This window comes from Paraburkholderia sp. JHI2823, assembly GCF_038900695.1.
Lineage (GTDB): Bacteria > Pseudomonadota > Gammaproteobacteria > Burkholderiales > Burkholderiaceae > Paraburkholderia > Paraburkholderia mimosarum.
This window is the reverse complement of record NZ_JAYMRY010000015.1, coordinates 41630-65497: the sequence shown is the minus strand read 5'-3', so window position 1 is coordinate 65497 and position 23868 is coordinate 41630. Positions and strand designations below refer to the sequence as shown.

Here is a 23868-nt window from a genome sequence, read left to right as displayed (position 1 = left end):
TGTTGTAAACACAACACCAACGATGTCTGTGATGCTTCCGTCCTGGCAGGCCCAGATGCTGCCCGGCCACGCCCCGGTGCAAGTGATGACGCCTTCAAGTCAGATCCAGACTACCATTGCGCGCCAACCGCGCTTCTTCTACGCTTTTTTTGTCGTTTCCGCTGGATCTGCGATGACCTCCCACCGGCACACCATCTTCACGGCGTTGCTCGCCGCCGCCCTGTTCGGCATCACCACGCCGCTCGCCAAGGCGCTGCTCGGCAGCGTGTCGCCATTCATGCTGGCCGGACTGTTCTATCTGGGCAGCGGTTCAGGGCTGGCGATCGTACTGCTGCTGCGCCGCGTCGCTGCGCGCCGCAACGACGCCTCAGCCAGTCATGACCCTGGGCACCATCCCGTGCAGAACCCCTTGCGCATTGCCGAACTGCCGTGGCTTGCCGGCGCGATCGCCGCGGGCGGCGTGGCGGCGCCCGCGCTGCTCATGCTCGGGCTCGGCACCACGCCCGCCGCCACGAGCGCACTGCTGCTCAACCTCGAAGGCGTGCTCACGGCGCTCATTGCATGGTTCTGCTTTCGCGAGAACTTCGATGCGCAGATCGCGCTCGGCATGGGGGCGATCGTGGCGGGCGGCGCGCTTCTTTCATGGCCCGGCGCGCATGCCGGTGTTGCACCCGGCGCCCTGCTCGTGGCCGGCGCGTGCCTGTGCTGGGCCATCGACAACAATCTCACACGCAAGGTCTCGACCAATGACGCGATGGTCATCGCCTGCACCAAGGGGCTCGTGGCCGGTCCCGTGAACATCGGTGTCGCGCTCGCCGCGGGCGCGCACTGGCCCGCGTGGCACGTGGCCAGCGGCGCCATGGCCGTGGGTTTTGCGGGCTATGGCGTGAGTCTCGTGTTATTCGTCGTCGCGCTGCGCCATCTCGGCACGGCGCGCACCGGCGCCTACTTTTCCGTGGCGCCGCTCTTCGGCGTGGCGCTTTCGCTGCTGCTATGGCCCGAGCGCCCCGCGCTCACCTTCTGGCTCGCGCTCGCGCTGATGGCGTTCGGCGTCTGGCTGCACGTGCGCGAGCGACATGACCACGCGCACACGCACGAGCCGCTGGAACACACGCACGCGCATCGGCACGACGCGCACCATCAGCACGAGCACGATTTCGCCTGGGACGGCACCGAACCGCACACGCACCCCCATCGTCACGCGCCGATCACGCATAGCCACGCGCATTACCCCGACGTGCACCATCGGCACGCGCATTGAGCGCTGGACCCCGCAGCCGCGCTTTCCGATGCGGCGCCGGAACGGTTCCGCCATAGCGTCGGGTATCGGCCGAAAACGACGTCAAGATTTCCCAGGCGCGCCATGCCTCGGACGCGCAACATGCACTCGTCGAACGACACCAGGAGACACGTGCGATGGCGACCATCTACAGGGACATCTCCATTGAAGCCGCTGCGGAAGACGTCTGGGCCGCGCTGCGCGACCCCGCGAACGTTGCCCGAATGTTTGCCGGCGTACTGACCGATGCGCGCATGGAAAACGACGTGCGATGGGTCAGGTTCGCCAACGGCGACGTGATCGAGGAACGCGTGATCAGCGTCGATGACGCGCGCATGCGCATCGCCTATACGGTGGGTGGCGGACGTTTCGAGCATCATCACGCGACCATGCAGGTCGTGCCCGAAGTGCCCGCTGCACGCGGCCGCTGCCGCCTGGTCTGGATCAGCGACTTCAAGCCGGACGAACGGACCGGGATGGTCGAGCCGCTCATGGACGCGGGCTGCGCGGCGCTCCGCCGTAACCTCGGCGAGCACGGATGAGCGCCGTTCCCCATCAGGGACAGGCGTTGCCGCGTGCCCCTCGGGCGGACGTCCGACCGACAGCGGGCTTTGATAAACGTTGGGGACTCGAGCAGGTTGCCCTGCCCACACCGGACTCGCTGGCGCCGGCTGCGATTGACAGTTAGTTGCACGGAAAACCGTCGCCGGGCACGCGCTGGGTCGAACGGCACGCTCGTTGCCAGAGCGAATCAGTCTGTGCGGCGGCGTCCATACCGGCACGGGCCTTGCGTCCCGAATGGTGCCAGATGACTCGATGACAGGAGCGGTGATGGGGGCAGGCAAATTAACGTTGATCGCGCAGGGCGTCGCTCTCTGCGTGAGCCTTGCAGGGACGCCGATAGCGCACGCAGCGGGGACTTTCGACGGCGACTGGAACGTGACGCTCACGTGCCCCAAAGTTGCCGGCGGGGCTTCCGGCTACCGGTACCAGTTTCCCGCCGAGATCCAGGAAAACGTCCTGCACGGCGAACATGGCAAGAGGGACGCCGCCGGCTGGCTCACGCTGGACGGCAAGCTCGAACCCGACGGATCGGCCACGCTCGTCGCCCAAGGTTTGACGAGTTCGCCGCCGGGTCGGGCCGACAGGCAGACGCCGTATACCTACGAGGTCAGCGCTCAATTCGACGCAACTACCGGCAGCGGCTCGCGCACGACCACGCGCAAATGCGACGTCGTGTTCTTCAAGGAATGACCAGTCGGAATTGCGGCCAGTTCGCGCGAATGACGCGTGGAAAAGAAAAAGCCCGCCAGAGAGGGCGGGCTGAATCCATATCGGAGACATGGAGGAGACAAAACGGATTATAGGGGTTTCCCCTAAGTCGCGCAACTGTTTTCTTCACGCCTCTGCATCAGGCCCGATTCATAGGCGCACGGACGTGATAGGCGTAGCGAACGAAGCGCCCACGCTGCGCGCTGTGCTGCCGGTCGACCTCCATGGCTGCGCGCGGCTCCATCTCGTTTCGGCGGCCGGACGCGCTGGCGGCGAGAACCCGCCTGCCGCCGGGCAGGAAGGCACCGGCGCGCAAACCCGTTGTGCGCTACCATCGCCGAATGTCCGAACACCCTCTGCCCGCAACCGCAGCTGCCGCGCCCCTCACGATGACGGCGCTGCGGCAAAGCCCGTATGCCACCGCCATGGCGGGCGCGATTGCACTGCTTGCCTGGTGTGCGCTCGCCGCGCAAACCGACCTGACGATCCACCGCATGGCGCTGCGCGGCTTCGATACGTTCGAGGCGATCGGCCGGCTCACCGCGTACCTCACCAACCTCACGGTGCTCCTCGTCGCGCTCACGTTCACCTGCGTTGCGCTGCGCGTGCGCGCGTGGCCGGGCCGATTCCTGAGCGCACCGGCAACAGTCAGTGCAGTCACGGTGTATATCGTTTTCGTTGGCATTGCTTACAATCTGCTGCTGCGGCATCTCTGGACACCGCATGGGTATCGCGCCTTGCTCAACGAAAGTCTGCACAGCCTCATCCCGCTGCTGTGTGCGGCGTACTGGCTGCTATTCGTGCCGCGCTTCGCCATCACCGCTCGCGAACTTCCCGCGTGGCTCGCCTATCCCCTCGGCTATCTCGCCGTTACGTTCTGGCGCGGCAGCGAGACGGACTTCTACCCGTATCCGTTCATCGACGTGGGGCAGCTCGGCTATGCTCACGTGCTCCTCAACAGTGCCTTGCTGCTCATCGCCTTCATGGTGCTGATGGCGTCCTTCATGACGATCAACGCGCGAAGGCGAGCTGCCGTGGCGGCAAACAACGGGCTCGGCGGAACGGACTTGCGGCGCCCCGACTCACTCGCCTCGCTCCAGCGAAGCAGCGCCCAGCATCACGACGTTTCTACCCACACGTAATCTGGCTTGGCAAGCGCACAGGATTCCAATTGCACATTCGAGCGCGCGTGGTCTGCTGTGCGCTATCGCCACTTCGTTCTGACTCCGATGCCTGTTTATATCGCCCTTCTGCGCGCAGTGAACGTCGGTGGAACCGGCAAACTCCCCATGGCAGAACTGCGCGCCATGTGTGAAGCGCTCGGTTTCGCACACGTACGCACCTACATCGCTAGCGGCAACGTGATGTTCGAGAGCGGCCTTGCAGAGGCCGCAGTAAAAAAGAAGCTCGAGCAGCGTCTGGAGGCATATGCGCGCAAGCCGATTGGCGCGGTAGTGCGTTCGGTTTCGGAACTGGCTGCCGTGCTACGTGCGAATCCGTTTCCCGATGCCGCGCCCGATCGCACCGTCGCCATCTTCCTGGATGCGCCACCGCCCGTCGACGCGCTCGAACAGGTGAGCGGCCAGAAGGCCGAGGAAATCGCTTTAGGTGTCCGTGAGATCTATGTGCATTACAAAGACGGCATTGGGCAGTCCAGGCTCAGGATTGCTGCAGCCAAAGCGGGAACGGCGCGCAACATGAATACGGTGGCGAAGCTTCTGGAAATGGCGCAAGCTTGAGCACCGCCCGGCTCGCGCCGCGACGCGGCAACACCGTAAAGGACGTTTTTTTGAACAACTCGAAGAAAAAACCATGATTACCTGCTACCTGCGTTACGTGATCGATCCGTACCGGCTCGAAGAATTCGAAACCTACGCGAGGATGTGGATTCCGCTAGTGGAAAAGTTCGGTGGCAAGCACCACGGCTACTTCCTGCCTTCCGAAGGCGCCAACAACATCGCGCTTGCGCTGTTTTCGTTCCCGAGCTTCGCGGCCTATGAAACGTACCGTGTGGACTCCATGAAGGACAGCGAATGCCAGGCAGCGTTTCATTACGCGGCACAGACACGCTGCATCGTGAGCTATGAGCGGAGTTTCTTCAGGCCGGTGTTGTCGTAGGCCGTCTGCACCCAACGTTTCGACTCATCGCGGATGACGAAAGCGCTTTGCAGCGAGTCCGCTCGCGAGCTGGCCTCGCGCCTTCACTTTACGGCGGAAGCGGCGGCCTTGCATACTACGGCATCCTGATCACCCGTGCCGCCACCGCAACCGATCGCACCGATGACCTTGCCGTCCTCGATTAGCGGAAAGCCGCCCGGAGATGCCACGAGATCTGGGTCGAGCGTGGCAACGTAGGCGTGGCCGCTTTCGAACTGGGTATAGAACTCGCGCGTCTCACGCCGAAAGCGCGCGGACGTGCGCGCCTTGCGCTGCGAAACCTCGACCGATGCATATTGCGCACCATCCATGCGCTCGAACGCAACGAGATCGCCATGCGGGTCGACCACGGCAATGTTCATTTTCCAGTCGCGCCTGCGCGCCTCGGCTTCCGCGAGCGCAAGCAGATGTTTCGCGACATCGAGAGCGACAGGCGGACCGTAAGGAATGTCGTGAGGCATGCGTTCTGGCACGCCAGCCGAGGACTGAGAGGAAGCGGACGCCGAGGGCGGCGCTGCCGAGGTCTGAGCCTGCGAGGCGGTTGCGAAGACGAGGCAGGCCGCGCCTGCGATCTGAACAGAGCGATGCATCGCACACTCCTTCATCGGCGGGCCGAAGCGCAGCGCGCATGGAGCCCAAGCCGATCAACATACTCGCGCGATACGCCGCGTGCAAGCTCTGCGCGCCCAGAACCTCAAAGTCAGCCCTCCTTTCCATCCACGCGCGCTGCGATGAGCCAACTGGCGTAGCGGCAGCAATACGCCGCAAATGCAACGACCCAGCAGGCTGCCGAGGCTTCGATCCAGAACGCGAGCCATTGCGGCGCGACCCACGGCCCGAGCACGCGAATCAGCGCGGCGAGTACGAGCAGCGCATAGCATGCGACGTCGACATAGCCTGCCACCAGTTTGCGGCCTGTGTGTCCGCGCGCCGTGCGCGTGATCATCGCCATGATCGCGCAACCGATCGCCCCCACCGTGAAGGCGTGAATAGCGATTGTGTGCGCAACGAAGCCCAGCGCGGAGAGCGCCAGCAGCGCGAACCCCACGGGTATCCATGCGTAGGCGACGTGCAGGATGGCAAGGATCGGCCGGTTGCCGACACGCCACGAACGCCAGCCCCAAATGCGCGCGCCTTGCACGCACGCCGCTGCGCCCGCAACGACCGCGACGAGGACGCCGGATCCGAACGCGGCATCGAACACGAACGCGAAGAGGCTGAGCGGCATCACCAGGCGCTCGACCGCTTTCCAGCGCCGCGCAGTATGACCGGGCACGGCGTTGGCCGTGAACGATGGAATGATGCGTCCGCCGATAATCGTGATGAAGAGCACCAGCATGCCCACGGCGAGCCAGGCACTATGCAGCGCCCAGTCCGCGCGCAGGGCCAGCATCGAAAGCTGGAACGCCACGTTCAGCGCGGCCAGCATGCCGAGCGCAACCGGCAGGAAAATGTTGTGGCTGTTCTTCGCGTGAACCAGCACGCGCAGCAGCACGAGCGCACACGCCGGCAGAAAGAGGCTGTCCACCACGGCGGCGATGGCGGGCGGTGCGTAGGCAACCGCGACGCGCCCCGCGAGCCACAGCAGCCACAACGCGGCAAGGGACTTGCCCTGCGCGGGCGTCACCGAGGTCCAGGCGCGCACGGCTGTCAGCAAAAAACCGGCGACGATCGCGGCGCCAAAGCCGAAGATCATCTCGTGCGCGTGCCAGAACATGCCCGGCAGATACGAACGAATACCCGGCAACGGGTGGCCGGACCACGCTGCCATCCAGGCCAGCAGCGCTGCGGCACCAAAGAGCGCTCCGCCGAGATAGAACGGCCGGAAGCCGAGCGCCCACAGCGCGAAACCGCCGCGAGCCTGCCGGCTGGGTTCTTCGATTCGAAAGACGTTCATGGTCGCTCACGCCAATATATTCATTTCGAATGCATCTTATATCGATTGCGAGAGAATTGCCGCTGCGACATCGATGGCCCCCTCGCCGCAGCGGCCGAAAATCCAGCCAGACGCCCGGGAAACCGACACGGGGCGTGGACGATGGAGGGATAGAACCGAGAGTGCGGTGTAATGTCGCCCCGGATTTTTTGCTTGTCGTTTCGCAGGCCGCTGGGTCTGCGCGAAGCCATGGACGACTGAACCTACACGGCGAGCCATCGTCTCACGGGAAGCATTCGGCAAGGAACCATGCATGACGCATTCAGCAGGCCATATCGATGTTGAAACGCTGTCCCGGATTGTTAACCGCGATGGAGGAAACAGAACATGGCAAAGAAGCAATCAGTTCGAACGTCAGCCAGCAACGCGAACAAACGCGTTCTCTCTGCCCCAGTATTCTCGCAGCCGCAGCCCACGCCCGATCCGCAAACCTTCGTCGTCAGACACGCATCCGATGCGGCCGCTTACCGGATGATCGATGAACTCAACCGGGAGCACAAACTCAAGGCGCTTCCATTTCCCGCGCCGCGCGGGGGTGTCGAGCCCCGTCTGACACTCGCGGACGTGATCAACAACGATCGGAACGTTCTCGACAAGATCAATGCGAATGGACAAATCGTATTTCACTCCACGGGCGATTGCGGCAATACGAGAGGCCCGCAAACGCAGAATGAAGTCTCAGAAAAGATGGTCAGCGACTTCGACGAAACCGATCCTGCCGAAGTCCCGCAATTCAACTTTCTGCTCGGCGACATCGTCTACAGTTTCGGCGAAGCGCAGTACTACTACGATCAGTTTTACGAACCTTATCGCGACTATCATGCGCCGATCCTCGCAGTAGCCGGCAATCATGATGGAATGATCTCGCCTCTACAGCATGAAAAGAGTCTGCAAGCTTTCCTGCGCAACTTCTGTTCAGACTGCTTTGAGGTCTCGCCCGACGCGGGCCATCTTTCACGTACTGCGCAGATTCAGCCGGGCGTTTTCTTTACATTCGAAGCTCCGTTCGTGCGCATCATCGCGTTGTACAGCAATACGCTCGAAGATCCTGGCGTGATTGCCGATAGGGACATCGGCAACAGTCAGCTGAAATTTCTCAAGGCCGCGCTGATGCGGGTGAAGAAGGAAGGCTACAAGGGCGCATTGCTGTTCGCGCATCATCACCCGCCGTATGTTGCGCGCGGACGTCATGGCTGGAGTATCGAAATGCAGCGGCAGATCGATGCAATCTGCAACGAGGTCGGCGTATGGCCTCACGTCGATCTTGCGGGTCACGCGCACAACTACCAGCGCTTTACGCGCACACGGCCGGACGGCACCCACATCCCATACATCGTGTGCGGCAACGGCGGGCACGGTGTGCAGCGACTGACCACCAACGGGCAACCGCCGCTTCGCGCGCCGCAACTGCTCCAGGCCGCAACGGAGAACACCGATGCCGTTGTCATCGAAAACTACGACGACCGGAATTACGGCTATTTGCGCATCGTGGCGGACGCAACCCAGTTGCGGATCGAATATCACGCCGCAGTCGACGGCCCCTATACCAAGGCGCCCGACGATCAGGTGACCGTGGATCTGGCGACCCGCCAGCTTTCCCACTACGTGGCCCGTAATGCCGGAATACCCGCACTGGCCGAGCGCATTCGGGCGTTCGCGCAAGGCGGGAAATCCAGCGGATGACGTCGTGAAAAGCCACACGACCCGATGACCACGGCTTGAGTATGCGTTAGCCGAGGCCATCGCGTCAGGTAGCACGCCTCGCGAGCCTTGGGGCAGTCACTTACCTCCAGTCCATACGTGCCCACGAATGCGCCTGCGATCGGCGATCTGTTCGATTCCTTCCGGTTCCATCCAGTCAAGGAGTCCGAATCAGAAAGCAGGAACGAGGGCGCAACCGGGATGCTCCCATTCTGACTGCGCTGAATAGTATCGCTACCGGCCGCTCGCCCAGGGACTGCTCATGCCCGGGGCCAGGAAGCCGACCAGGTCGAGGCGACTCGTGCACGGCATCAGCCGGCACGGGGTCGCCACGGCGCCGCTTTTTTCGAGGTCCCCTGGGCGCGCACAGCCGCGTTCGAGAGCCATGAGAGCCAATAGAAACTCGAACGCGTTCAATTTCCATATCATTTGCGTTTTCATTGGCCGTGTTGAGCAATGAACTGGAGTGCGTCCAGCACGCATGAGCCAGGATCGCGCAACCATGACATGGATCAAAAGGTGGGATCTCCCCCCCTCTTACGATGAGACCTGGGCCGAGGCTGCCCACTGGCCCGGCAGTCGTGCGTCAAACGGCATGCGTGAACGACTCGCGCAATCCGCATCGAATGCGGTCCCCTGCGCCGCCGTGGCCACGGAATCGATCAAGAGGGGGAGGCACGCCAAATCATGAACCGCTACCTACATATCGGACCGGAGCACAGAATCCGCCCGGCCCCGACTGCCGAAGAAATTCTGCAGGACACACAAAACTTCTCACTGGTGCTAGGCGGCCCGCTCTTCCAGCTTCTGCGCCGCACGCACATGGCCGACGATGCGCTCGATCTGGTACGCCAGCGGGTGATCGTCATCTCGCTCGTGGCGTGGCTGCCCCTCCTCGCGCTCGCTGCTCTCGACGGACACTTGCTGGGCAGCCAGGTGACCGTGCCATTCCTGATGGACCTGGAAGTTCACATCCGCTTCCTCGTGGCGGTGCCCCTGCTCATCATCGCCGAACTGGTCGTGCATCGGCGCCTGCGTCCGATCGCGCGGGCATTTCTCGACCGGAAGATCATCCCGGAAGCGTCCGTGACGCGGTTCGACGAAGCCGTCCGATCGGCATTCCGCTTGCGCAATTCGGTAGCCGCTGAGCTGATCATGATCGCTCTCGTGTACGGCGTGGGCGTTCTCGTTGTCTGGCGCCAATACATGGCACTGCAAACGACGTCGACCTGGTATGCGATACCGTCCTCCGGCGGCTTGACTCTTTCGCACGCGGGATTGTGGTACGCCTTTATCAGTGTGCCAATATTCCAGTTCCTGTTGATCCGTTGGTACTTCCGGCTGTTCATCTGGACGCGGCTGCTTTGGCAGGTGTCGCGGATCGAACTGAGCCTCCTTCCCACGCATCCCGATCGCGTCGGCGGTCTCGGATTCCTTTCCAATACTGTCTATGCGTTCATGACACTCCTCGCCGCGCACGGCGCCATGCTCGCCGCCCAGTTCGCCAACCGGATTTTCTTCGCAGGTGCGGCACTCACGGAGTTCAAGGCCGAGACGGGGGCAATGGTTGTCTTCCTGCTGTGCCTCGTCTTTGGTCCGTTACTGGTTTTCGCGCCGCAGTTGGCCCAGGCGAAGCGGACCGGCCTGAGCGAATATGGCATGCTGGCCGAACGATACGTGCGGGAATTCGACACCAAGTGGCTGCGGGGCGGCTCGCCTGACGGCGAGCCGTTGGTGGGGAGCGGCGATATTCAGTCGCTTGCCGATCTGGCCAACAGTTTCGACGTGGTGCGAACCATGCGCATCGCACCGATTACCAGGGATGCGGTCATTCGCCTCGCGGCCGCGGTGCTCATACCGATCCTGCCGCTGGCACTGACGATGATGTCGCTGGAAGATCTGATCAAACGGCTCTTCGGATTGGTATTCTAGGCGTGCCTGGAAGTGCCGGTCTGCGACCGACGTTTGGGCGCCGAGGCAAGCATCAATGCGCGCGGCCGAAAAAAGCCTGCGCGCCTTCCGAGGGTGTCAATCCTGCGGCGAAATAGCCTTCGAGCCGCTCGGCCTTGGCGTCGTCGAGCAAAAACGGCGGACGCACGAGTCCCTCGGCCACGGCGTGGTCGTACCACCGGCTCATCCATTGACGCAGATTCGTCTCGTACTGGGACAAGCCATCCTCCGGCGCAATATCGTCCATGCGCAATCTCCCACGCGGCCGCCGCACCCGTGAACGCGACGTGTCCGCCATTTCTCCATCGGGCAGGCATGACGCAATGCCTGCCGCTCAGTTCAGGCCGCTACGCGCCCCAACCCCATCGAAGGACGCATGGTCTCGGGCGGAAACACCTGCCAGCCGCGATCGGCATGGCGGAAGAAAAAGAGCGCACGCGGCCCGTCCGCCGTCTGCGCCTCGACGTACACGCTGACGATCCGTCCCGATGGAGAACGATGCACCGTCACCACCCGCGCCGTCTGCCTGCTGGTGGGGCACAGCCACTTCACGACCGCTGCCCCCAACGACTGCCGCACTGCCATCGCCTTTCCCCCACACTCCGCCCGAAAGCATCGTAGGCAGCCGTAAAACCGGCCGCCATCGGGACGGGTAGATAGATCCTTCGGGAATGGCTGGTTCGTTTGTCAGGATTTCCTTCCGGCCGCGCGTGGCTCGCGTCTATTCGCTGATCAGACCATGGCGAATCGCGTAGCGGATCACCTCGGCGTTGTTGGTGAGCCCGAGCTTTTGCATCAACCGCATCTTGTGCGTGCTGATCGTCTTGGCGCTGAGCGCGCACGTATCGGCGATGTCGTTGATGCTCCTGCCCGCCGCCAGCATCTGCAGCACCTGGAACTCGCGGTCCGAGAGGACCTCGTGCGGCGGCACATCGCCCGAATGCTTCTCGAACACCATCGCGTCCACAAGTTTGGGGTCGATAAAGCGGCCACCGTCCGCGAGTTTGCGGATCGCGGCGAGGAGCACGTCCGGGTCGCTGTCCTTCGTCACATACCCCGTGGCGCCGGCGCGCAGCGCACGGGACGCGACCTGCGCCTCGTTGTGGATGCTGAGCACGAGCACCGGCAACGCAGGCTGCTCGGCGCGCACGCGGCGGATGAGATCGACGCCGCTGATGCCCGGCATCGTCATGTCCAGCAGCAAGAGATCGAAGTCGCAGCTTCTCAGCTTTTCGATCACTTCCGAACCCTGCCCCGCTTCCGCCGTCACGGCGATGTCGGCCGTCGTCGCGAGGATCTGCTTGAGTCCGCCACGCACGATGGCATGGTCATCGGCGATGAGTATTCTGATCATGGGCTGGAACTGCCTTCTAGCGGAACATGGATCGAAATCAGGGTGCCCGTTGCGGCTTCCTTGCCGGCCCGGCTTTCGATGATCAACGTACCACCAATCAACCTTGCGCGCTCGGCCATGCCAAGCAGGCCGTACGCGTATTTTCCATGCGCGGCTGCCACGTCGAATCCGCGGCCGTCATCGCGAACGAGCAGATCGAGCGAGCCCGGCCCCGCGGTGAGCATGACGCGCACGCGCGTAGCCGCCGCGTGGCGCGCGACGTTCGTCAACGCGGCCTCGACGATACGAAAGAGGGCCGTCGTCTGCGCGTCCGTCAAGGCGGGCTCGCGGGCTTCGATGTGCAACTCGCACGGGATGGCGTGGCGCCGGCTCCATTGACCGGTCAGCCACTCGAGCGCCGAAACGAGGCCAAAGTTGAGCGCGGCGGGCCGCAGGTGGCTGGCGACGTTGCGGACCATCCAGATCGTGCCTTCGACCAGTTCACGCATGTCGTCTGCCCGCCCGATCGCCTCGGGATCGTCGGTGAGCCGCATCCTCAGCAGCGAGACATCCATCTTCAGCACGGTGAGCAACTGGCCCAGTTCGTCCTGTATCTCCAGCGCGCTTCGCTTGCGCTCGTCTTCGCGAATTCCTTCCAGATAGGCCGACAGTTCGCGCTGCTGCTCGCGCGAGCGAACGAGTTCTTCCTCGACGCGCTTGCGCCCCGATATGTCGTGCAGCCCAACGTAAATGGCGGGCGCGCTCTCATACGTCGACACCCTCGCCGTCGCCATGGCCCAGAACTGCGTCCCGTCGGGCCGGCACAGTTCGACCTCCGCATCGTCGAAGCTGCCTTGAGCGGCAAGACAGCGCACCAGCCGCTCGCGCTCGGCCGGATCGACGTAAAAATCGGCAATCTCGACGTTAGCGCACGCCGCCTCCTCGAGACGAAACAGTTCGCGAAACCGCGCGTTGGCATAGAGAAGTTTGCCGTCCGGCATCGACGTAATGCCCATCGCAACCGGACCTGATTCGACAATCGCGCGAAACCTCGTTTCGCACGCGCTCAGGCGGCCTTCGAGATCGCGCCGCGCGGCGACCTGGGCGGCCAGTTCCACCTTCACGCGGGCGAGTTCGGAGGCACATCGCGCGACGCGCTGCGTGAGCTCCTCGCGCACATGCGCGAAAGCCGCCTGCATTCGACGCTGATTCCCGGCGGCTTCGAACAGTTCGCGCTGCTGCGTGGCGATCCGCTGCTGAGCGGTGCGCAACGCGACGTGCGCGCGCACCCTGGCCATCAGTTCCTCGACGCGTACAGGCTTCGACACGTGGTCGGCTGCGCCGGCCCTGAACGCATCGGAGAGGTCGCGATGGCTGCACGCCGGCATCATGAGCAAGACCGGAATATCGCGTGTGCGCTCGTCCAGTCTGAGGCGCAGACAGGTGGCGAGGCCGTCCACACGGGTGGCCTCGCCATCGAGCAGAATCAAGTCCGGCTGCGAAAGGCGCGCGCGTTCCAGCACATCGAGGCCGTCGCTCGCGGCGAGCGTCCGGAACCCCTCCCATACGAAGTGATCCGCGATCAGGCTGGTCTCGTTCGGCGTGCCGGCCGCCACCAGGATCGTGCCGGGCATCGCCGTGGCGATGCGCAACCCAGGCTGGGCGCTCATGGCGACGCGCCCCCAGGAACGTTCCGTTTCGCGCGCTCCCCCATCCACCCCTCACGCTGGATGCCTTTGCGCGCGCTGCACCACGTACAAGCCCCGCTGGTAGTCGTCATGTCCACAGTCGCTCCGGCCCTGGTTCCATTGTTTTTGCTTGCTGCCGAAGCCATGGCCCTTCGGCAACGTTTATCAGCGGACTTGCTCGCCCCGTTAGCCTTCCCCTCCCACGCTCCAGCGTGGCAGCGAATCAGCGAACGAATGACTCGCGGTGGTTTGCGCACGGTCGATCAATTCGTCGAGATGGCTGGCGAGTTCGCCGAGCACCGACAACGCGTACGGATCGAGCTTGTCCGCGTGGTTGCGGCGCAGATCCTTCATCGTTTCCTGCAAACGCCGTATCGTGTGCGGGCGGCAGTCCGATAGCGGCCAGCAGTGCATCAGGTAAGCCAGCGGTGTGAGATTGCGCGACTCGCACCATGTGTCGAACAGGCGCATGCAGATCGTGTTGACGTCCTGAACGCACGTGTTGCGGCCCACCACCCCGGAAATCATTGCACGTTGCCTCTGCAGCTTCGGATTGACACCCGCTTCATCATGAACCTGCCCAATGACCGCTGGCAGTCGTCTTCGACTGCAAACGAGAAAGGGCAATCCTGAATCGCGCGTCAGGAAATCCTGAACATCGGCCGCCGCGCCGTGGATTGCGCCCTTGAATTGCAGCGCTGGGTTCAGCCCGCAGTTCATCGGATTGTCGGCACGATTCCGTCGCGCTATGCTGCCGAATCATTAAGGCACGGACAGGTATGGGGCTTCGCACCGGCCCCGACACATTGCCCCGTCCATACTCATTGCACCGTCGCCTTGTCGACTGACCCTTCGGTTCCAAAGAGCGCCCCGCGTGGCTTACGCTGATTTCGTATGAACAGAAGACAGATGATCGCGCGATGCATTGGCATCGGCGCGAGTCTTGCGACGACCCGGGCGAGTCTTGCGTTACCGGTCGGCCGCGCGCCGGCGCGAGTCGTGTTCCTGAATCCGGGGGAAAGCGTGGAACACGATACCGGCCGGCACTGGCAACTCGTCTCGCGCTTCATGGCGGCGACGGCGAAGCGTTTCGGCATGGAACTCGAAGTGCTGTATGCCGAACGCGATCATCTCCTGATGCTCCGCCAGGCCGAATCCGTCGCGGCCCGGTCAGAGGCACCGGACTACGTGGTCATCGTCAACGAAAAACTGGCGGCGCCCCAGATGCTGCAGACGCTGGCGCGCTCCCCGGCCAGGATCCTGCTGATCCACAACGATCTGACCGAAGCCCAGCGGGCGCGAACGGGCAACGAACGCGGCCGGATCGCAAACTGGATCGGCACCATCACCGCCAACGCAGAGCGCGGGACTTTCCGGCTCATGGATTACCTGATGCGAGTGAACGGCAGCACACCGGCCAGCGTGATCGGCATTACCGGCGACCCTGCCACACCGGTTTCGGCGGAGCGCGCCGCCGGGGCGCAGGCCGCGCTCGCGCGCCGGCCGGAGGACCATATCGACCAGCTCGTCTACGGCGACTGGAGTTTTGCCGACGGCCGCGACAAGGCACGTGTGCTCCTGTCACGCTATCCGGATGCCAACATCATCTGGGGTGCCAACGATTCGATGACGCTTGGCGCGTTGAGCGCGGTACGGGAGCGGCATCTCTCCACCACCATTGGGGGCGTCGGCGCGCTGTCCGAAGCTGTTGCGTCGGTGATTCGCGGCGAGCTGGCCGCAATCGTGGCGGGCGATCAGTTCATCGGCGCATGCGCCATGGTGCTGATCCACGACTACCATCACGGCGCGGATTTCGCGCAAGTGGGCGGACCGCGTCAGCGGCTCGACTACCTGAAGGTCCTCCATGGCGCCAACGCCGAGCGTTACTACGAAATGACCTTTCAAGACCGCGCTTCCCTCGACTTCAGCGGCTTTTCGCGTGTTCTGAGCCACCGCGCAGGCGCGTACACCTTCGATCTCGATGCCCTGCTCAATTCTGCTTCGAAGGCCGCGTGATGGGGCTGGCACGGTGGCCATCACGTCCACGGCAACGCTTCCCGCGCAGCCTGCATGCGCAACTCATACTTTCGCTGCTGGTGCTGTGTACGCTGGTCGCGGGGACGTCAGCCTTCGTCCTGCTCGAGCATGCGCGCGAAAGCCGGATCGCCGAACTCGATGAACGCGCGAACCGCATTGCCGACCTCCTGGGTCAATCGCTCGCACAACCGCTATGGAACGTCGATCGCGACGCGATCGCGCGCCAGCTGAACGCCCTGCAACCGAACCCGGAGGTGGTTCGCCTCACCGTCACCGCGACGAATTATGGCGTGCTCGCGGATGCGCGCAACGCGCCGATGCCTGCCCCGGACCGGCAGGTCGTGCGCGTGCGCCCCATTGAATTCGCGCCTCCCGGCGACGTTCCTGCAGAAAAGATCGGCGAGGTCAGCGTGGTATTGACGAAAGCGCTTGCCGAACGAGGGTTCGAGACCGCGCGTGCCGCCGTGCTCGCGACCCTGGCGCTCGTGCTCGCGGTGCTCTACCTCACGACGTTCCTGCTAACAAAGCATCTGGTACGAGAACCCATTCGACGCCTCGAGGACATGGTCGATCGCATCGCCTCCGGCGATCTCGACAGCCGATGCGCGATCGAATCCAGCGTCGAACTCGGCCGGCTCGCCTCGCGCGTCAACGTCATGGCCGACCGGCTGCGCGAGTCCACGGCGTCGCTCAGGGAGAGCGAGCGCAAGTACCGCAGCATCATCGAGCACTCGCTGGAAGGATTCTTCGTGCTCGATCGAAACGGCAAGCTCTGCGAAGCGAATCCCGCGATGGTCCAACTGCTCGGCTATCGCGACATCGAGAGCATGAAGGCGGCGCTTGCGCATGAGGTGCCCGCCGTTTGTGTTCTACGCCCGCCTTTCTCCGCCGCGACGACTGCTCACCTGTTCTCGATGCTCCCACTCACGGGAAAGATCGCGGGACTGGAAATCCAGCTGACTCGCGCCGACGGCAGCGCGGTCTGGTGCCAACTCAATGCCCGCGGGATACGCTACGACGGCGCAGGGCCACGATACCTCGAAGGGCAACTGACCGACATTACCGACCGCAAGCAGGCGATGGAAGTGCTCACACGTCATCGCGATCAACTCGCGGAGGAAGTGCGCGAACGCACGCGGACCGAGCAGCTTCTTCGCCATTCGCGCGAACAGTTGCGGCAACTCTCATCCCATCAGGAGTCGATCCGCGAAGAGGAGCGGCGGCAGATCGCCATGACGATCCACGACGAACTGGGCCAGTTGCTCACCGCAATCAAGATCAACGTGTCCTTGCTGAAGCTCGCTCTGAGCCAGGGCGCCGACTGGAAGCAGAAGGTGGCGGACATCGGCCATCTGGCCGAACGCACCATCGACATCGTCCGTAACGTCGCGAGTCACCTGCGCCCGGCCGCCCTGAACTTCGGACTGCTTTCCGCGCTCGAATGGCTCGTCCAGGACTTCACGCACCATAACGCGACAGCTTGCAGTTTCCGGCTCGAAGGCCGCGAGCCCGCGTTGAGCGACGATCGCGCGACAGCTGTTTTCCGCATCGCCCAGGAGGCGCTCACCAACGTTAGCCGGCACGCTCATGCCTCGCACTCGGAGGTAGTCCTCCGTTGCGTTCACAACCATTTCGAGCTCGAAGTTCATGATGACGGATGCGGCTTCGACGTCACGAAAGCGGTCCGTGGCAATTCTTATGGTCTGCAAGGCATGCGCGAGCGCGCGCGAATGATTGGCGCGCAATTTCAGATCGAGAGCCGGGATGGCCCGGGGTCGACTGTCCGCCTCGTTTTCAGCGAGACGCCGGAGAACGTCGGCCGGGGCTTGCCCGCCGACAATGAATTCAAATAACGACTTCTGCCCGCCGCCGCTACCGGTGCGCACCCTGGTAGTCCTCTACACTTTCCGCATGCTGTGCAGAAATCGTCATGACGCGCACCCCAAACGACCAAGACGCGCACATTTTCGCTACCTAGACTGCATTGGCCGATCCCGCCACGTTACGCGGCGACGCGAAAACCACTCGCCGGCACCGAAGCACCGAGCGTCCGGCATCGCCCAACATGCACCTGAGGGGAAGTGAAAAGTGAAACTGAAGGTAATGCGCTCCGCGCTCGTAGTCGCCGGGGCATGCTCATGCGCCGCCGCCCACGCCGCCGATGTCGTCAAGATTGGTTTTGCAGCGCCGCTCACGGGCGCGCAGTCGAACTATGGCACGGACATGCAAAAAGGCGTGCTGCTGGCCATCAACGATTTCAACGCCACGCGCCCCACGATCGGCGGCAAGCCGGTATCGTTCGAACTCGATTCGCAGGACGACCAGGCCGACCCGCACACGGGTACCGTGGTTGCGCAGCGCCTGATCGACAACGGCGTACGCGGAATCATCGGCCACTTCAACTCGGGCACCAGCATTCCCGCCTCGGATCTGTACAATCGCGCCGGACTGCCGCAGATTTCGATGGCAACGTCCCCGGTCTACACGGCTCGCGGCTACAAGACGACGTATCGTCTGTTGACGAGCGACGCACAGGCCGGCCGCATCGTGGGCGCCTATGTCGTCAAGTCGCTGCACTTCAAGCGCATTGCGATCATCGACGACCGCACGGCGTACGGTCAGGGCATCGCAGACGAATTCGCGAAGGCGGTCGAGGCGGCCGGCGGCACGGTGATCAAGCGTGACTACACGAACGACAAGGCGCTCGACTTCTCTGCAATCCTCACGAATATCAAGGGCCTCGGTCCGGACGCGGTGTTCTACGGCGGCGGCGACGCGCAATCGTCGCCGATGATTCGCAAGATGCGCCAGCTCGGCATCAAGGCGGCGTTCGTGACCGGGGAAATGTCGCGCTCGCCTACCTTCCTCAAGATCGGCGGCAGCGCAGCGGAAGGTGCGATCGTCTACATGGGCGGTTTGCCGAAGGACAAGATGCCCGGCTTCGCCAGCTATGCAACGCGCTACAAGGCGCGCTTTGGCGAGGAACCCATCACGTATTCACCGTACTCGTACGATGGCACGATGGCGCTTCTCACCGCCATGAAGAACGCGAACTCGACCGATCCGAAGGTCTACGGCGCGTATCTCGACAAGCTGTCGATCAAGGGCGTATCCGCTGCGACAATTTCCTACGATTCGACCGGCGACCTCAAGGACGCACCGGTGACGATCTACAAGGTTCAGCACGGCGACTTCAAGCCCGTCGACACCATTGCAGGCAGTTGATGAGCAATTGATTTACCGGCGGGTCCAGGGCGGCCCCGCCGGCTAGTGCCCTTCTCTCCCAGGCTGCATAAATAAACGTGCGCGGAATATCGCGAATTTCTTCGCGCGCGAGGAAGGCGCACGCCCTGTCCAATTCCGCCAGGTGTTGGCGGAATCGGCCGATTGATCTATGGGACGAAGTGGCCCATATTCGATTTGGTGCGCGAACTGCGGCACCCATTTTGCTGCTCTTCGTCAATCGAAGCCAAAGCTAGCTTTCCCATGTTCGACGAACCCGGTCACGAGCAATCTGGCCCGTGGGAGTGCCCCTACTGCGGGATGAGGCTCAACGCGCCGCTTATCCTCTGTCCCCAATGCGGCGCGAATCAATTGGCGGCTGCATCACGCCTTGCCGCTACGGGCGATGGCGCGCCCGACGAACGCGCGGGCGGCGTCGCCGACAACGTGCTCACGAACCCAGGCGGCCCGCCGGGCAATGCCGGGGGCAAACGTGTCTACGACGGCGACTACCCTTCGATCGACGAGGAAACCATCACGCGCCGCCCGCGCCGGCCACTTTACGCATGGGTGGGTCTCGGCGCGCTCGCGATCGCGCTCACCGCCTATGCGGTCCTTCGCAGCGATTGGGAACCGAAGCTCGGCGCCCAGGTGGTCGAGGGCTCCGTGACCGGCTCGAAGGACAAACTCGCGTTGCCGGCGGCCCGCCCGCACGGCGCGCACGTCATGGCCGCGCTCCCGCGCGCCGCCACGACCCGCGCGAACATGGCGCAGCCGGGCGTCGCGCTACAGAAGGCGCCCGCCTTCAAACTCGCGCCCGCCGCGCCGAGCTATGCGAACGCCCATTCCGACGCCGCCCGAAACCTGGCCAGCGCGCGCGCCAGTCTCGACAGGAATAACCTGTGGCCCGCTCGAAGGGCGATCACGAGCGCGCTGGACGCGGAGCCCGGCAACACCGACGCGCAACAAATCGAGGCCGACCTCGTCGCGCGCGAGCAGGAGCGCGACATGCTGATCGGCCTCGCACGGCAATGCGAGCACCTGCGGCAGTGGGCCTGCGTGAGGCAGGACGCGGGGCACGCGGTGAACGTGGACACCTCGAGCCGCGAAGCGAGACGCCTGCTCACGCTCGCGGACGCCGGGCACGAATCGGGCGGGGGCAAGCGCCATGGCCGGTACTGGCCAAGGGAGAGCCAGTACGCGCAGGCAGGCGACACACATTCTCACCAGGGGCCTCTGTTCTGGCATCACTGATCGTTGCCCGTCGCGGCACTCGGGCCGCGACGCGAGCGAAGCGTCCCCGCGTTTTTCCTCAGTAAACGCCATTTGGGCCCTCGCCTTTCGCGCGAAGGCAGCGCGGCGCTGCTCGCTCATTGCCAGGACCCCGCGCCATCGGCTGCCGCAGTCGCCACGGTGGCCCGGCGGCGCCTCTCGCGCTACTATCGCGACGTTCCCGAAACCGCAGCCCTTCCCCCACCTGCTCACCCATGAATTCTGAAATGTCGTCAGTCCACGCGTCTCGCGTTGGCCGCGTCGTCGAAGTACTCGTCGTGTTCCTCAAGCTCGGCATGACGAGCTTCGGTGGCCCGATCGCGCACATCGGCTACTTTCGCCGCGAATTCGTCGAGCGCCGCCGCTGGCTGGACGACAAGGCCTTCACCGATCTGGTCGGCCTTTGTCAATTTCTGCCCGGGCCCGCCAGCAGCCAGACGGGCTTCTCGATCGGCTGGCTGCGTGCGGGCTGGGCCGGAGGACTGGCGGCTTGGTGCGGCTTCACGTTGCCATCCGTGCTCCTGATGCTGGCCTTTGCGGTCATTGCCCCGAACCTCGCGGGACCGGCCGGCGCGGGCGTCATTCACGGGCTCAAGCTCGTCGCCGTGGCCGTGGTCGCTCAAGCGGTGTGGGACATGGCGCGCCGTCTGTGCCCCGACCGTCGGCGCGCGGCGATCGCGCTTGCCGCGCTCGCGCTCCTGAGCGTTTTGACGACGGCTTTCGCCCAGCTCATCGTGATCGCCGCCGGGGCGCTGCTCGGTCTCGCGCTGTGCCGCGCGAACACCAGCGAGACCGCGCCCGCAGCAATGCCCTACGCCGCGCAATTCCCCGTGTCCCGCGCGGCCGGCGTCGCGGCGCTGATCGCATTCTGCGTGCTGCTGGCCGGGCTTCCAGTCTCCGGTGCGAGCGTCGCAGCGCAGGGCGTGCGCGTATTCGAGGCGTTCTACCGGTCCGGCGCGCTGGTGTTCGGTGGCGGACACGTGGTGCTGCCCTTGCTGCAGCGGGAAACGGTCGCCACCGGCTGGGTCGCGCCCGGTGATTTTCTTGCCGGATACGGCGCGGCGCAGGCGGTGCCCGGGCCGCTCTTCACGTTCGCGGCCTTTCTTGGCTGGGTGATGACCGAACCGCCCCGGCACTGGAGCGGCGCGCTGCTCGCCACCGCGGGCATCTTTCTGCCGGGGCTTCTGCTCGTCATCGCCGCATTGCCGTGGTGGCAGGCACTACGCGCGCGCCCGGCCATGGCTTCGGCGCTTGCGGGCATCAATGCAGCCGTGGTCGGGCTGCTGGCCGCGGCGCTGTACTCGCCCGTGTGGACGAGCGCGGTCCAGTCTTCGGCCGACTTCGCCATCGCCGTCATCGGCTTCGTCTCGTTGACGCGTTGGCGAATGCCGCCGCTGGTCGTCGTCGCGTTCTGCATCGCGGCGGGAATCGCGCAGAAAGAAATCGCCCCGCTCGTCCACACCGTCTTCTGAGATACCTCGCAACGCGAGCATCAGATCGCCACTGCAGCGGATATCGATAAAAGTCCGCCATGTGGCGAACCCACGCATCGAGTGGCGCGCCTTGCGTGGCGTTCGGGCGAGCGTCAGGTAACCGGGCGCGTACTCGCACTCGATTGCGTACCGCTCGATCGCGTGCGCCTGCGGCAAGCTAAGGGCTCCGAAATTCGCGCGCAATTCATCGAGCGCGCATCGCGCGTGCCCACGCTTACTCCTTGGTCCCGCAAGTAACCTTGACGCATTCCTTCCCGTGATACGCCACTTGCGTCGCAAGTCTTTCCGGATAAATCATCTGATTCGGTAATGTCGACTCTCGGCTAGTTAGTAGACCGGCAATTCTCTCGTGGCAGAAATATCAATCAGGAGCACGTTCCGAGCTACTCATGACTTCATGGGTCATTACCCTTGACCTTGAGACATCGGCTACTTACGATCAACGTGCATTCGCATGTCTTTTCATCGATGAGATCGATCGATCCTAAGCCCCGTTTGTCCGCATCAGGGGAACTTTCATGTCCTACCGCCGCTGGTCGTCTCCTGCCGAGACTGCAGAATGGATCATCCTCGTCGGCGCGGCTTTCGCGGTGCTGGGTGGATGGATTCCCTGGATGGGCCACGCGCCTTATTACTTCGTTGCGGGCATTGCGCTGATCGGCGCTGGCATTCTCATGCTGTGGAACCGCGCAGCGGGGCTAGCGTGGTATTTCGGCGTGTTCGCCGCCGCCCTCTTCTGGTCCATCTCCAAGGTCGGACTGGATGGCTGGAGTCTTTTGTCGCGACTCTTCGTGCTCGCCTTGCTCGGTATCGGAATAAGCATCGTCACGGCCACCAGCAATCCGACAGTCGGCCGCCCGCTGCGCCTCGCGGCAACCCTCACCGCAATCACGTACGTAGTCGCGATTCTTGGCATGCTCGGGTCCGCCATTTTCTGAAGAAGACCGGCAATTGTGTCCGCTCGCATCGCAGCATGTAGATTCCTCACTTGCACCACGGCTCCATGTCAGATTTCCCGTAATGGATCATTCAAAAGATCTATCGAGTGGCAACACGTACTGAAAGTAAACGCACTCGGGCAATTGTGCGGTGCGTTTTACCGCAAGCCCATATTCCTCTTACCACCCATCTACCACTCACTAGTCGTTCGCCGCCAAATTCAAGTACCGGAATTACTTTTGTGCGCTGCACGGCTTTTTTTGGATCGATGATATGGGTATGCCTCCGATAGATATACGCCTCTCTTTCGGAGTACACATTGATAAGGGAAATACGTACGAATTCGATACCTCGCCGAATCGGACTACCGGGAAAACACAATGCGAAACTCACCGACCGAGACCGTCTTCCTTCCCGAAATTGCCGCCCGGGAGAACACGGCAAGTATTCGTCATGAAATCCGGGTATGCAGGTCGCTCACCGACTTGCAGGAACTGCGCCCCTCCTGGGAAGCGCTCTGCACTGCGGGCCCTGCGTCGCTCGAGTTCACCTATTGCGAAATCGCGGCGGCCAGAGCATCGGCCAGGGGTGCGACAGTCGTTATCGCGCTGGTTTACGAAGGAGGCACGCTCGTCGCGCTGTGGCCGCTGTGCATCGCGCGCGAAGGCGCATGCCGGGTTGCACGTGCGCTAGGCTGCGGGAGCAATGAGGAATACGGCGGCCCGCTCGTGGCCAATCGCGACGATAGGCGCTTCTATGACGCCGCCGTGGATGCGCTGCGCAGCGTCGACGCCGACGTGCTGGAAATACGGTTCGTCGAGTGCAACAGCCCACTCCACGCGGCGCTCTCGCGCGCGTCCCAGTCGTGGATTCTGCGGGCCCTTCCGGAGCGCTGGCGTCTGCTGTCCGGTTACTCCATGCAGCTGTCGCGCTTCCCCAGCTTCGATGCTTTCATCACCACGAGGCCCGACTCGCTACGCCGCCCCTTGCGGCGTCTCGCACGGCGGCTTTCGGAGGATGGCGCGGTCGAGTACGGCTGGTGTCACGACGCCAGCGATGCCCGTGCGGTACTGAGCTGGCTCTTCGAGAACAAGCGCAACTGGGTGCTCTCGCGCGGACTCGACGCCCCCTATCTGATGAATGACGATGTGCGCGACTTCTTCGTCGAACTCGCCGAGCGGACAGATCTCGCTACGACTCCATTGGTCTCGTTCGTCAAACTCGACGGCGCTCCCATCGCAGCAGCCGTCAATCTGGTCGGGCCGCGCAAACTGGAGTATTTCATCACCACTTATGACGAGGCCTATGCCGCGCGTTCCGTCGGCAACCTGCTCGTCGACAGCATGGCTCGGTGGGCGCAGGCGAACGGCCGTGATTTCGATTTCCGGCCATATTTCTCGCCCTACAAGGAGCGTTGGTCGAATCACAAGAGCTGGTACCAATCGCATCTCGTCATACTCACATGGCGGGGCAGGCTCGCTGAGCTGCCCGTTGCCGCGGAGCAGTTTGGGCGCGTATTTCGAAGGGTGCGCCAGTCTGCCATCGACCCGCTGCGCGCGAAGCTGCGCGCGCTTACCGCAGCGCGATGA

General features: G+C 63.5%; 22 protein-coding genes. 15 read left to right on the top strand and 7 right to left on the bottom strand.

Annotation, left to right across the window (positions count from 1 at the left end):
• Nucleotides 1-172: 172 nt before the first annotated feature.
• From VSR34_RS18040 to VSR34_RS18015, 6 genes are all read left to right on the top strand, one after another.
• Nucleotides 173-1261: a DMT family transporter gene (locus VSR34_RS18040; RefSeq protein ID WP_342963122.1), complete on the top strand. Its 1089-nt coding sequence runs from the start codon at nucleotides 173-175 to the stop codon at nucleotides 1259-1261.
• Nucleotides 1262-1416: 155 nt separating this feature from the next.
• Nucleotides 1417-1821 carry an SRPBCC family protein gene (locus tag VSR34_RS18035; protein WP_342963121.1) on the top strand — a complete coding sequence of 135 codons (405 nt, stop codon included), beginning with the start codon at nucleotides 1417-1419 and terminating at the stop codon, nucleotides 1819-1821.
• A gap of 289 nt (nucleotides 1822-2110) precedes the next feature.
• Nucleotides 2111-2533 carry a hypothetical protein gene (locus tag VSR34_RS18030; RefSeq protein ID WP_342963120.1) on the top strand — a complete coding sequence of 141 codons (423 nt, stop codon included), beginning with the start codon at nucleotides 2111-2113 and terminating at the stop codon, nucleotides 2531-2533.
• A 359-nt stretch (nucleotides 2534-2892) separates the two neighbouring features.
• A complete protein-coding gene (locus tag VSR34_RS18025; protein ID WP_202905116.1) occupies nucleotides 2893-3693 on the top strand; it encodes a Pr6Pr family membrane protein in 801 nt (266 codons plus the stop codon).
• Nucleotides 3694-3780: 87 nt separating this feature from the next.
• Nucleotides 3781-4290, top strand: a complete 510-nt coding sequence (locus VSR34_RS18020; RefSeq protein WP_028213892.1) for a DUF1697 domain-containing protein — start codon at nucleotides 3781-3783, stop codon at nucleotides 4288-4290.
• A 73-nt stretch (nucleotides 4291-4363) separates the two neighbouring features.
• A complete protein-coding gene (locus VSR34_RS18015; protein WP_028213891.1) occupies nucleotides 4364-4669 on the top strand; it encodes an NIPSNAP family protein in 306 nt (101 codons plus the stop codon).
• Between the two features lie 83 nt (nucleotides 4670-4752).
• On the opposite strand, the gene VSR34_RS18010 is transcribed toward VSR34_RS18015, so the two are convergent.
• Together VSR34_RS18010 and VSR34_RS18005 are read right to left on the bottom strand one after the other, a co-directional pair.
• Entirely contained in the window at nucleotides 4753-5298 is a 546-nt protein-coding gene (locus VSR34_RS18010) for a heme-binding protein (protein ID WP_154671342.1), read from the bottom strand.
• Nucleotides 5299-5408: 110 nt separating this feature from the next.
• A complete protein-coding gene (locus tag VSR34_RS18005) occupies nucleotides 5409-6605 on the bottom strand; it encodes an NnrS family protein (protein ID WP_342963119.1) in 1197 nt (398 codons plus the stop codon).
• Nucleotides 6606-6971: 366 nt separating this feature from the next.
• Between VSR34_RS18005 and VSR34_RS18000 the strand changes: the two genes are divergently transcribed.
• Together VSR34_RS18000 and VSR34_RS17995 are read left to right on the top strand one after the other, a co-directional pair.
• The gene (locus VSR34_RS18000; RefSeq protein ID WP_342963118.1) at nucleotides 6972-8327 is read left to right on the top strand and encodes a metallophosphoesterase; all 1356 of its coding nucleotides are present in this window, start codon (nucleotides 6972-6974) and stop codon (nucleotides 8325-8327) included.
• Between the two features lie 705 nt (nucleotides 8328-9032).
• The gene (locus VSR34_RS17995) at nucleotides 9033-10277 is read left to right on the top strand and encodes a hypothetical protein (RefSeq protein WP_028213886.1); all 1245 of its coding nucleotides are present in this window, start codon (nucleotides 9033-9035) and stop codon (nucleotides 10275-10277) included.
• 52 nt (nucleotides 10278-10329) lie between these two features.
• Here VSR34_RS17995 and VSR34_RS17990 read toward each other — a convergent pair whose 3' ends face one another.
• The 5 genes from VSR34_RS17990 to VSR34_RS17970 all read right to left on the bottom strand — a co-directional run bounded on the left by VSR34_RS17990 (nucleotide 10330) and on the right by VSR34_RS17970 (nucleotide 13844).
• Complete coding sequence (locus VSR34_RS17990; protein ID WP_028213885.1) at nucleotides 10330-10542, bottom strand: hypothetical protein; 213 nt, start codon at nucleotides 10540-10542, stop codon at nucleotides 10330-10332.
• Nucleotides 10543-10634: 92 nt separating this feature from the next.
• On the bottom strand, nucleotides 10635-10880 hold the full coding sequence (locus VSR34_RS17985; RefSeq protein WP_028213884.1) for a hypothetical protein: 246 nt from the start codon (nucleotides 10878-10880) through the stop codon (nucleotides 10635-10637).
• Between the two features lie 136 nt (nucleotides 10881-11016).
• Nucleotides 11017-11649, bottom strand: coding sequence for a response regulator transcription factor (locus VSR34_RS17980; protein ID WP_028213883.1), 633 nt, complete (start codon nucleotides 11647-11649; stop codon nucleotides 11017-11019).
• Nucleotides 11646-13298: a response regulator gene (locus VSR34_RS17975; protein ID WP_081716163.1), complete on the bottom strand. Its 1653-nt coding sequence runs from the start codon at nucleotides 13296-13298 to the stop codon at nucleotides 11646-11648. The genes VSR34_RS17980 and VSR34_RS17975 overlap by 4 nt, the downstream gene beginning before the upstream one ends.
• A 204-nt stretch (nucleotides 13299-13502) precedes the next feature.
• Entirely contained in the window at nucleotides 13503-13844 is a 342-nt protein-coding gene (locus tag VSR34_RS17970; protein ID WP_081716167.1) for a hypothetical protein, read from the bottom strand.
• A 471-nt stretch (nucleotides 13845-14315) separates the two neighbouring features.
• Here VSR34_RS17970 and VSR34_RS17965 point away from each other — a divergent pair, with 471 nt between their 5' ends.
• From VSR34_RS17965 to VSR34_RS17935, 7 genes are all read left to right on the top strand, one after another.
• Entirely contained in the window at nucleotides 14316-15332 is a 1017-nt protein-coding gene (locus VSR34_RS17965; protein WP_342963162.1) for an ABC transporter substrate-binding protein, read from the top strand.
• Nucleotides 15332-17206, top strand: a complete 1875-nt coding sequence (locus VSR34_RS17960; RefSeq protein WP_342963117.1) for a PAS domain S-box protein — start codon at nucleotides 15332-15334, stop codon at nucleotides 17204-17206. The genes VSR34_RS17965 and VSR34_RS17960 overlap by 1 nt, the downstream gene beginning before the upstream one ends.
• 235 nt (nucleotides 17207-17441) lie before the next feature.
• Entirely contained in the window at nucleotides 17442-18578 is a 1137-nt protein-coding gene (locus VSR34_RS17955; protein ID WP_028213880.1) for a branched-chain amino acid ABC transporter substrate-binding protein, read from the top strand.
• A 369-nt stretch (nucleotides 18579-18947) separates the two neighbouring features.
• Nucleotides 18948-19829, top strand: coding sequence for a hypothetical protein (locus VSR34_RS17950; protein WP_342963116.1), 882 nt, complete (start codon nucleotides 18948-18950; stop codon nucleotides 19827-19829).
• A 233-nt stretch (nucleotides 19830-20062) separates the two neighbouring features.
• The gene (gene chrA / locus VSR34_RS17945; protein ID WP_342963115.1) at nucleotides 20063-21319 is read left to right on the top strand and encodes a chromate efflux transporter; all 1257 of its coding nucleotides are present in this window, start codon (nucleotides 20063-20065) and stop codon (nucleotides 21317-21319) included.
• A 539-nt stretch (nucleotides 21320-21858) separates the two neighbouring features.
• Nucleotides 21859-22278, top strand: a complete 420-nt coding sequence (locus VSR34_RS17940) for a hypothetical protein (RefSeq protein ID WP_051391071.1) — start codon at nucleotides 21859-21861, stop codon at nucleotides 22276-22278.
• Between the two features lie 381 nt (nucleotides 22279-22659).
• The gene (locus VSR34_RS17935) at nucleotides 22660-23868 is read left to right on the top strand and encodes a GNAT family N-acetyltransferase (protein WP_342963114.1); all 1209 of its coding nucleotides are present in this window, start codon (nucleotides 22660-22662) and stop codon (nucleotides 23866-23868) included.

What these genes read in the sequence shown, in the direction of transcription:
- VSR34_RS17940 (WP_051391071.1), top strand. Translation starts at nt 21,859, where the DNA reads ATGTCCTACCGCCGCTGGTCGTCTCCTGCCGAGACTGCAGAATGGATC.
- VSR34_RS17935 (WP_342963114.1), top strand. Translation starts at nt 22,660, where the DNA reads ATGCGAAACTCACCGACCGAGACCGTCTTCCTTCCCGAAATTGCCGCC.
- VSR34_RS17970 (WP_081716167.1), bottom strand. Translation starts at nt 13,844, where the DNA reads ATGATTTCCGGGGTGGTGGGCCGCAACACGTGCGTTCAGGACGTCAAC.
- VSR34_RS18000 (WP_342963118.1), top strand. Translation starts at nt 6,972, where the DNA reads ATGGCAAAGAAGCAATCAGTTCGAACGTCAGCCAGCAACGCGAACAAA.
- VSR34_RS17985 (WP_028213884.1), bottom strand. Translation starts at nt 10,880, where the DNA reads ATGGCAGTGCGGCAGTCGTTGGGGGCAGCGGTCGTGAAGTGGCTGTGC.
- VSR34_RS18040 (WP_342963122.1), top strand. Translation starts at nt 173, where the DNA reads ATGACCTCCCACCGGCACACCATCTTCACGGCGTTGCTCGCCGCCGCC.
- VSR34_RS18005 (WP_342963119.1), bottom strand. Translation starts at nt 6,605, where the DNA reads ATGAACGTCTTTCGAATCGAAGAACCCAGCCGGCAGGCTCGCGGCGGT.
- VSR34_RS17975 (WP_081716163.1), bottom strand. Translation starts at nt 13,298, where the DNA reads ATGAGCGCCCAGCCTGGGTTGCGCATCGCCACGGCGATGCCCGGCACG.
- VSR34_RS18035 (WP_342963121.1), top strand. Translation starts at nt 1,417, where the DNA reads ATGGCGACCATCTACAGGGACATCTCCATTGAAGCCGCTGCGGAAGAC.
- VSR34_RS18015 (WP_028213891.1), top strand. Translation starts at nt 4,364, where the DNA reads ATGATTACCTGCTACCTGCGTTACGTGATCGATCCGTACCGGCTCGAA.
- VSR34_RS18030 (WP_342963120.1), top strand. Translation starts at nt 2,111, where the DNA reads ATGGGGGCAGGCAAATTAACGTTGATCGCGCAGGGCGTCGCTCTCTGC.
- chrA (WP_342963115.1), top strand. Translation starts at nt 20,063, where the DNA reads ATGAATTCTGAAATGTCGTCAGTCCACGCGTCTCGCGTTGGCCGCGTC.
- VSR34_RS17995 (WP_028213886.1), top strand. Translation starts at nt 9,033, where the DNA reads ATGAACCGCTACCTACATATCGGACCGGAGCACAGAATCCGCCCGGCC.
- VSR34_RS18020 (WP_028213892.1), top strand. Translation starts at nt 3,781, where the DNA reads ATGCCTGTTTATATCGCCCTTCTGCGCGCAGTGAACGTCGGTGGAACC.
- VSR34_RS17960 (WP_342963117.1), top strand. Translation starts at nt 15,332, where the DNA reads ATGGGGCTGGCACGGTGGCCATCACGTCCACGGCAACGCTTCCCGCGC.
- VSR34_RS18010 (WP_154671342.1), bottom strand. Translation starts at nt 5,298, where the DNA reads ATGCATCGCTCTGTTCAGATCGCAGGCGCGGCCTGCCTCGTCTTCGCA.
- VSR34_RS18025 (WP_202905116.1), top strand. Translation starts at nt 2,893, where the DNA reads ATGTCCGAACACCCTCTGCCCGCAACCGCAGCTGCCGCGCCCCTCACG.
- VSR34_RS17980 (WP_028213883.1), bottom strand. Translation starts at nt 11,649, where the DNA reads ATGATCAGAATACTCATCGCCGATGACCATGCCATCGTGCGTGGCGGA.
- VSR34_RS17990 (WP_028213885.1), bottom strand. Translation starts at nt 10,542, where the DNA reads ATGGACGATATTGCGCCGGAGGATGGCTTGTCCCAGTACGAGACGAAT.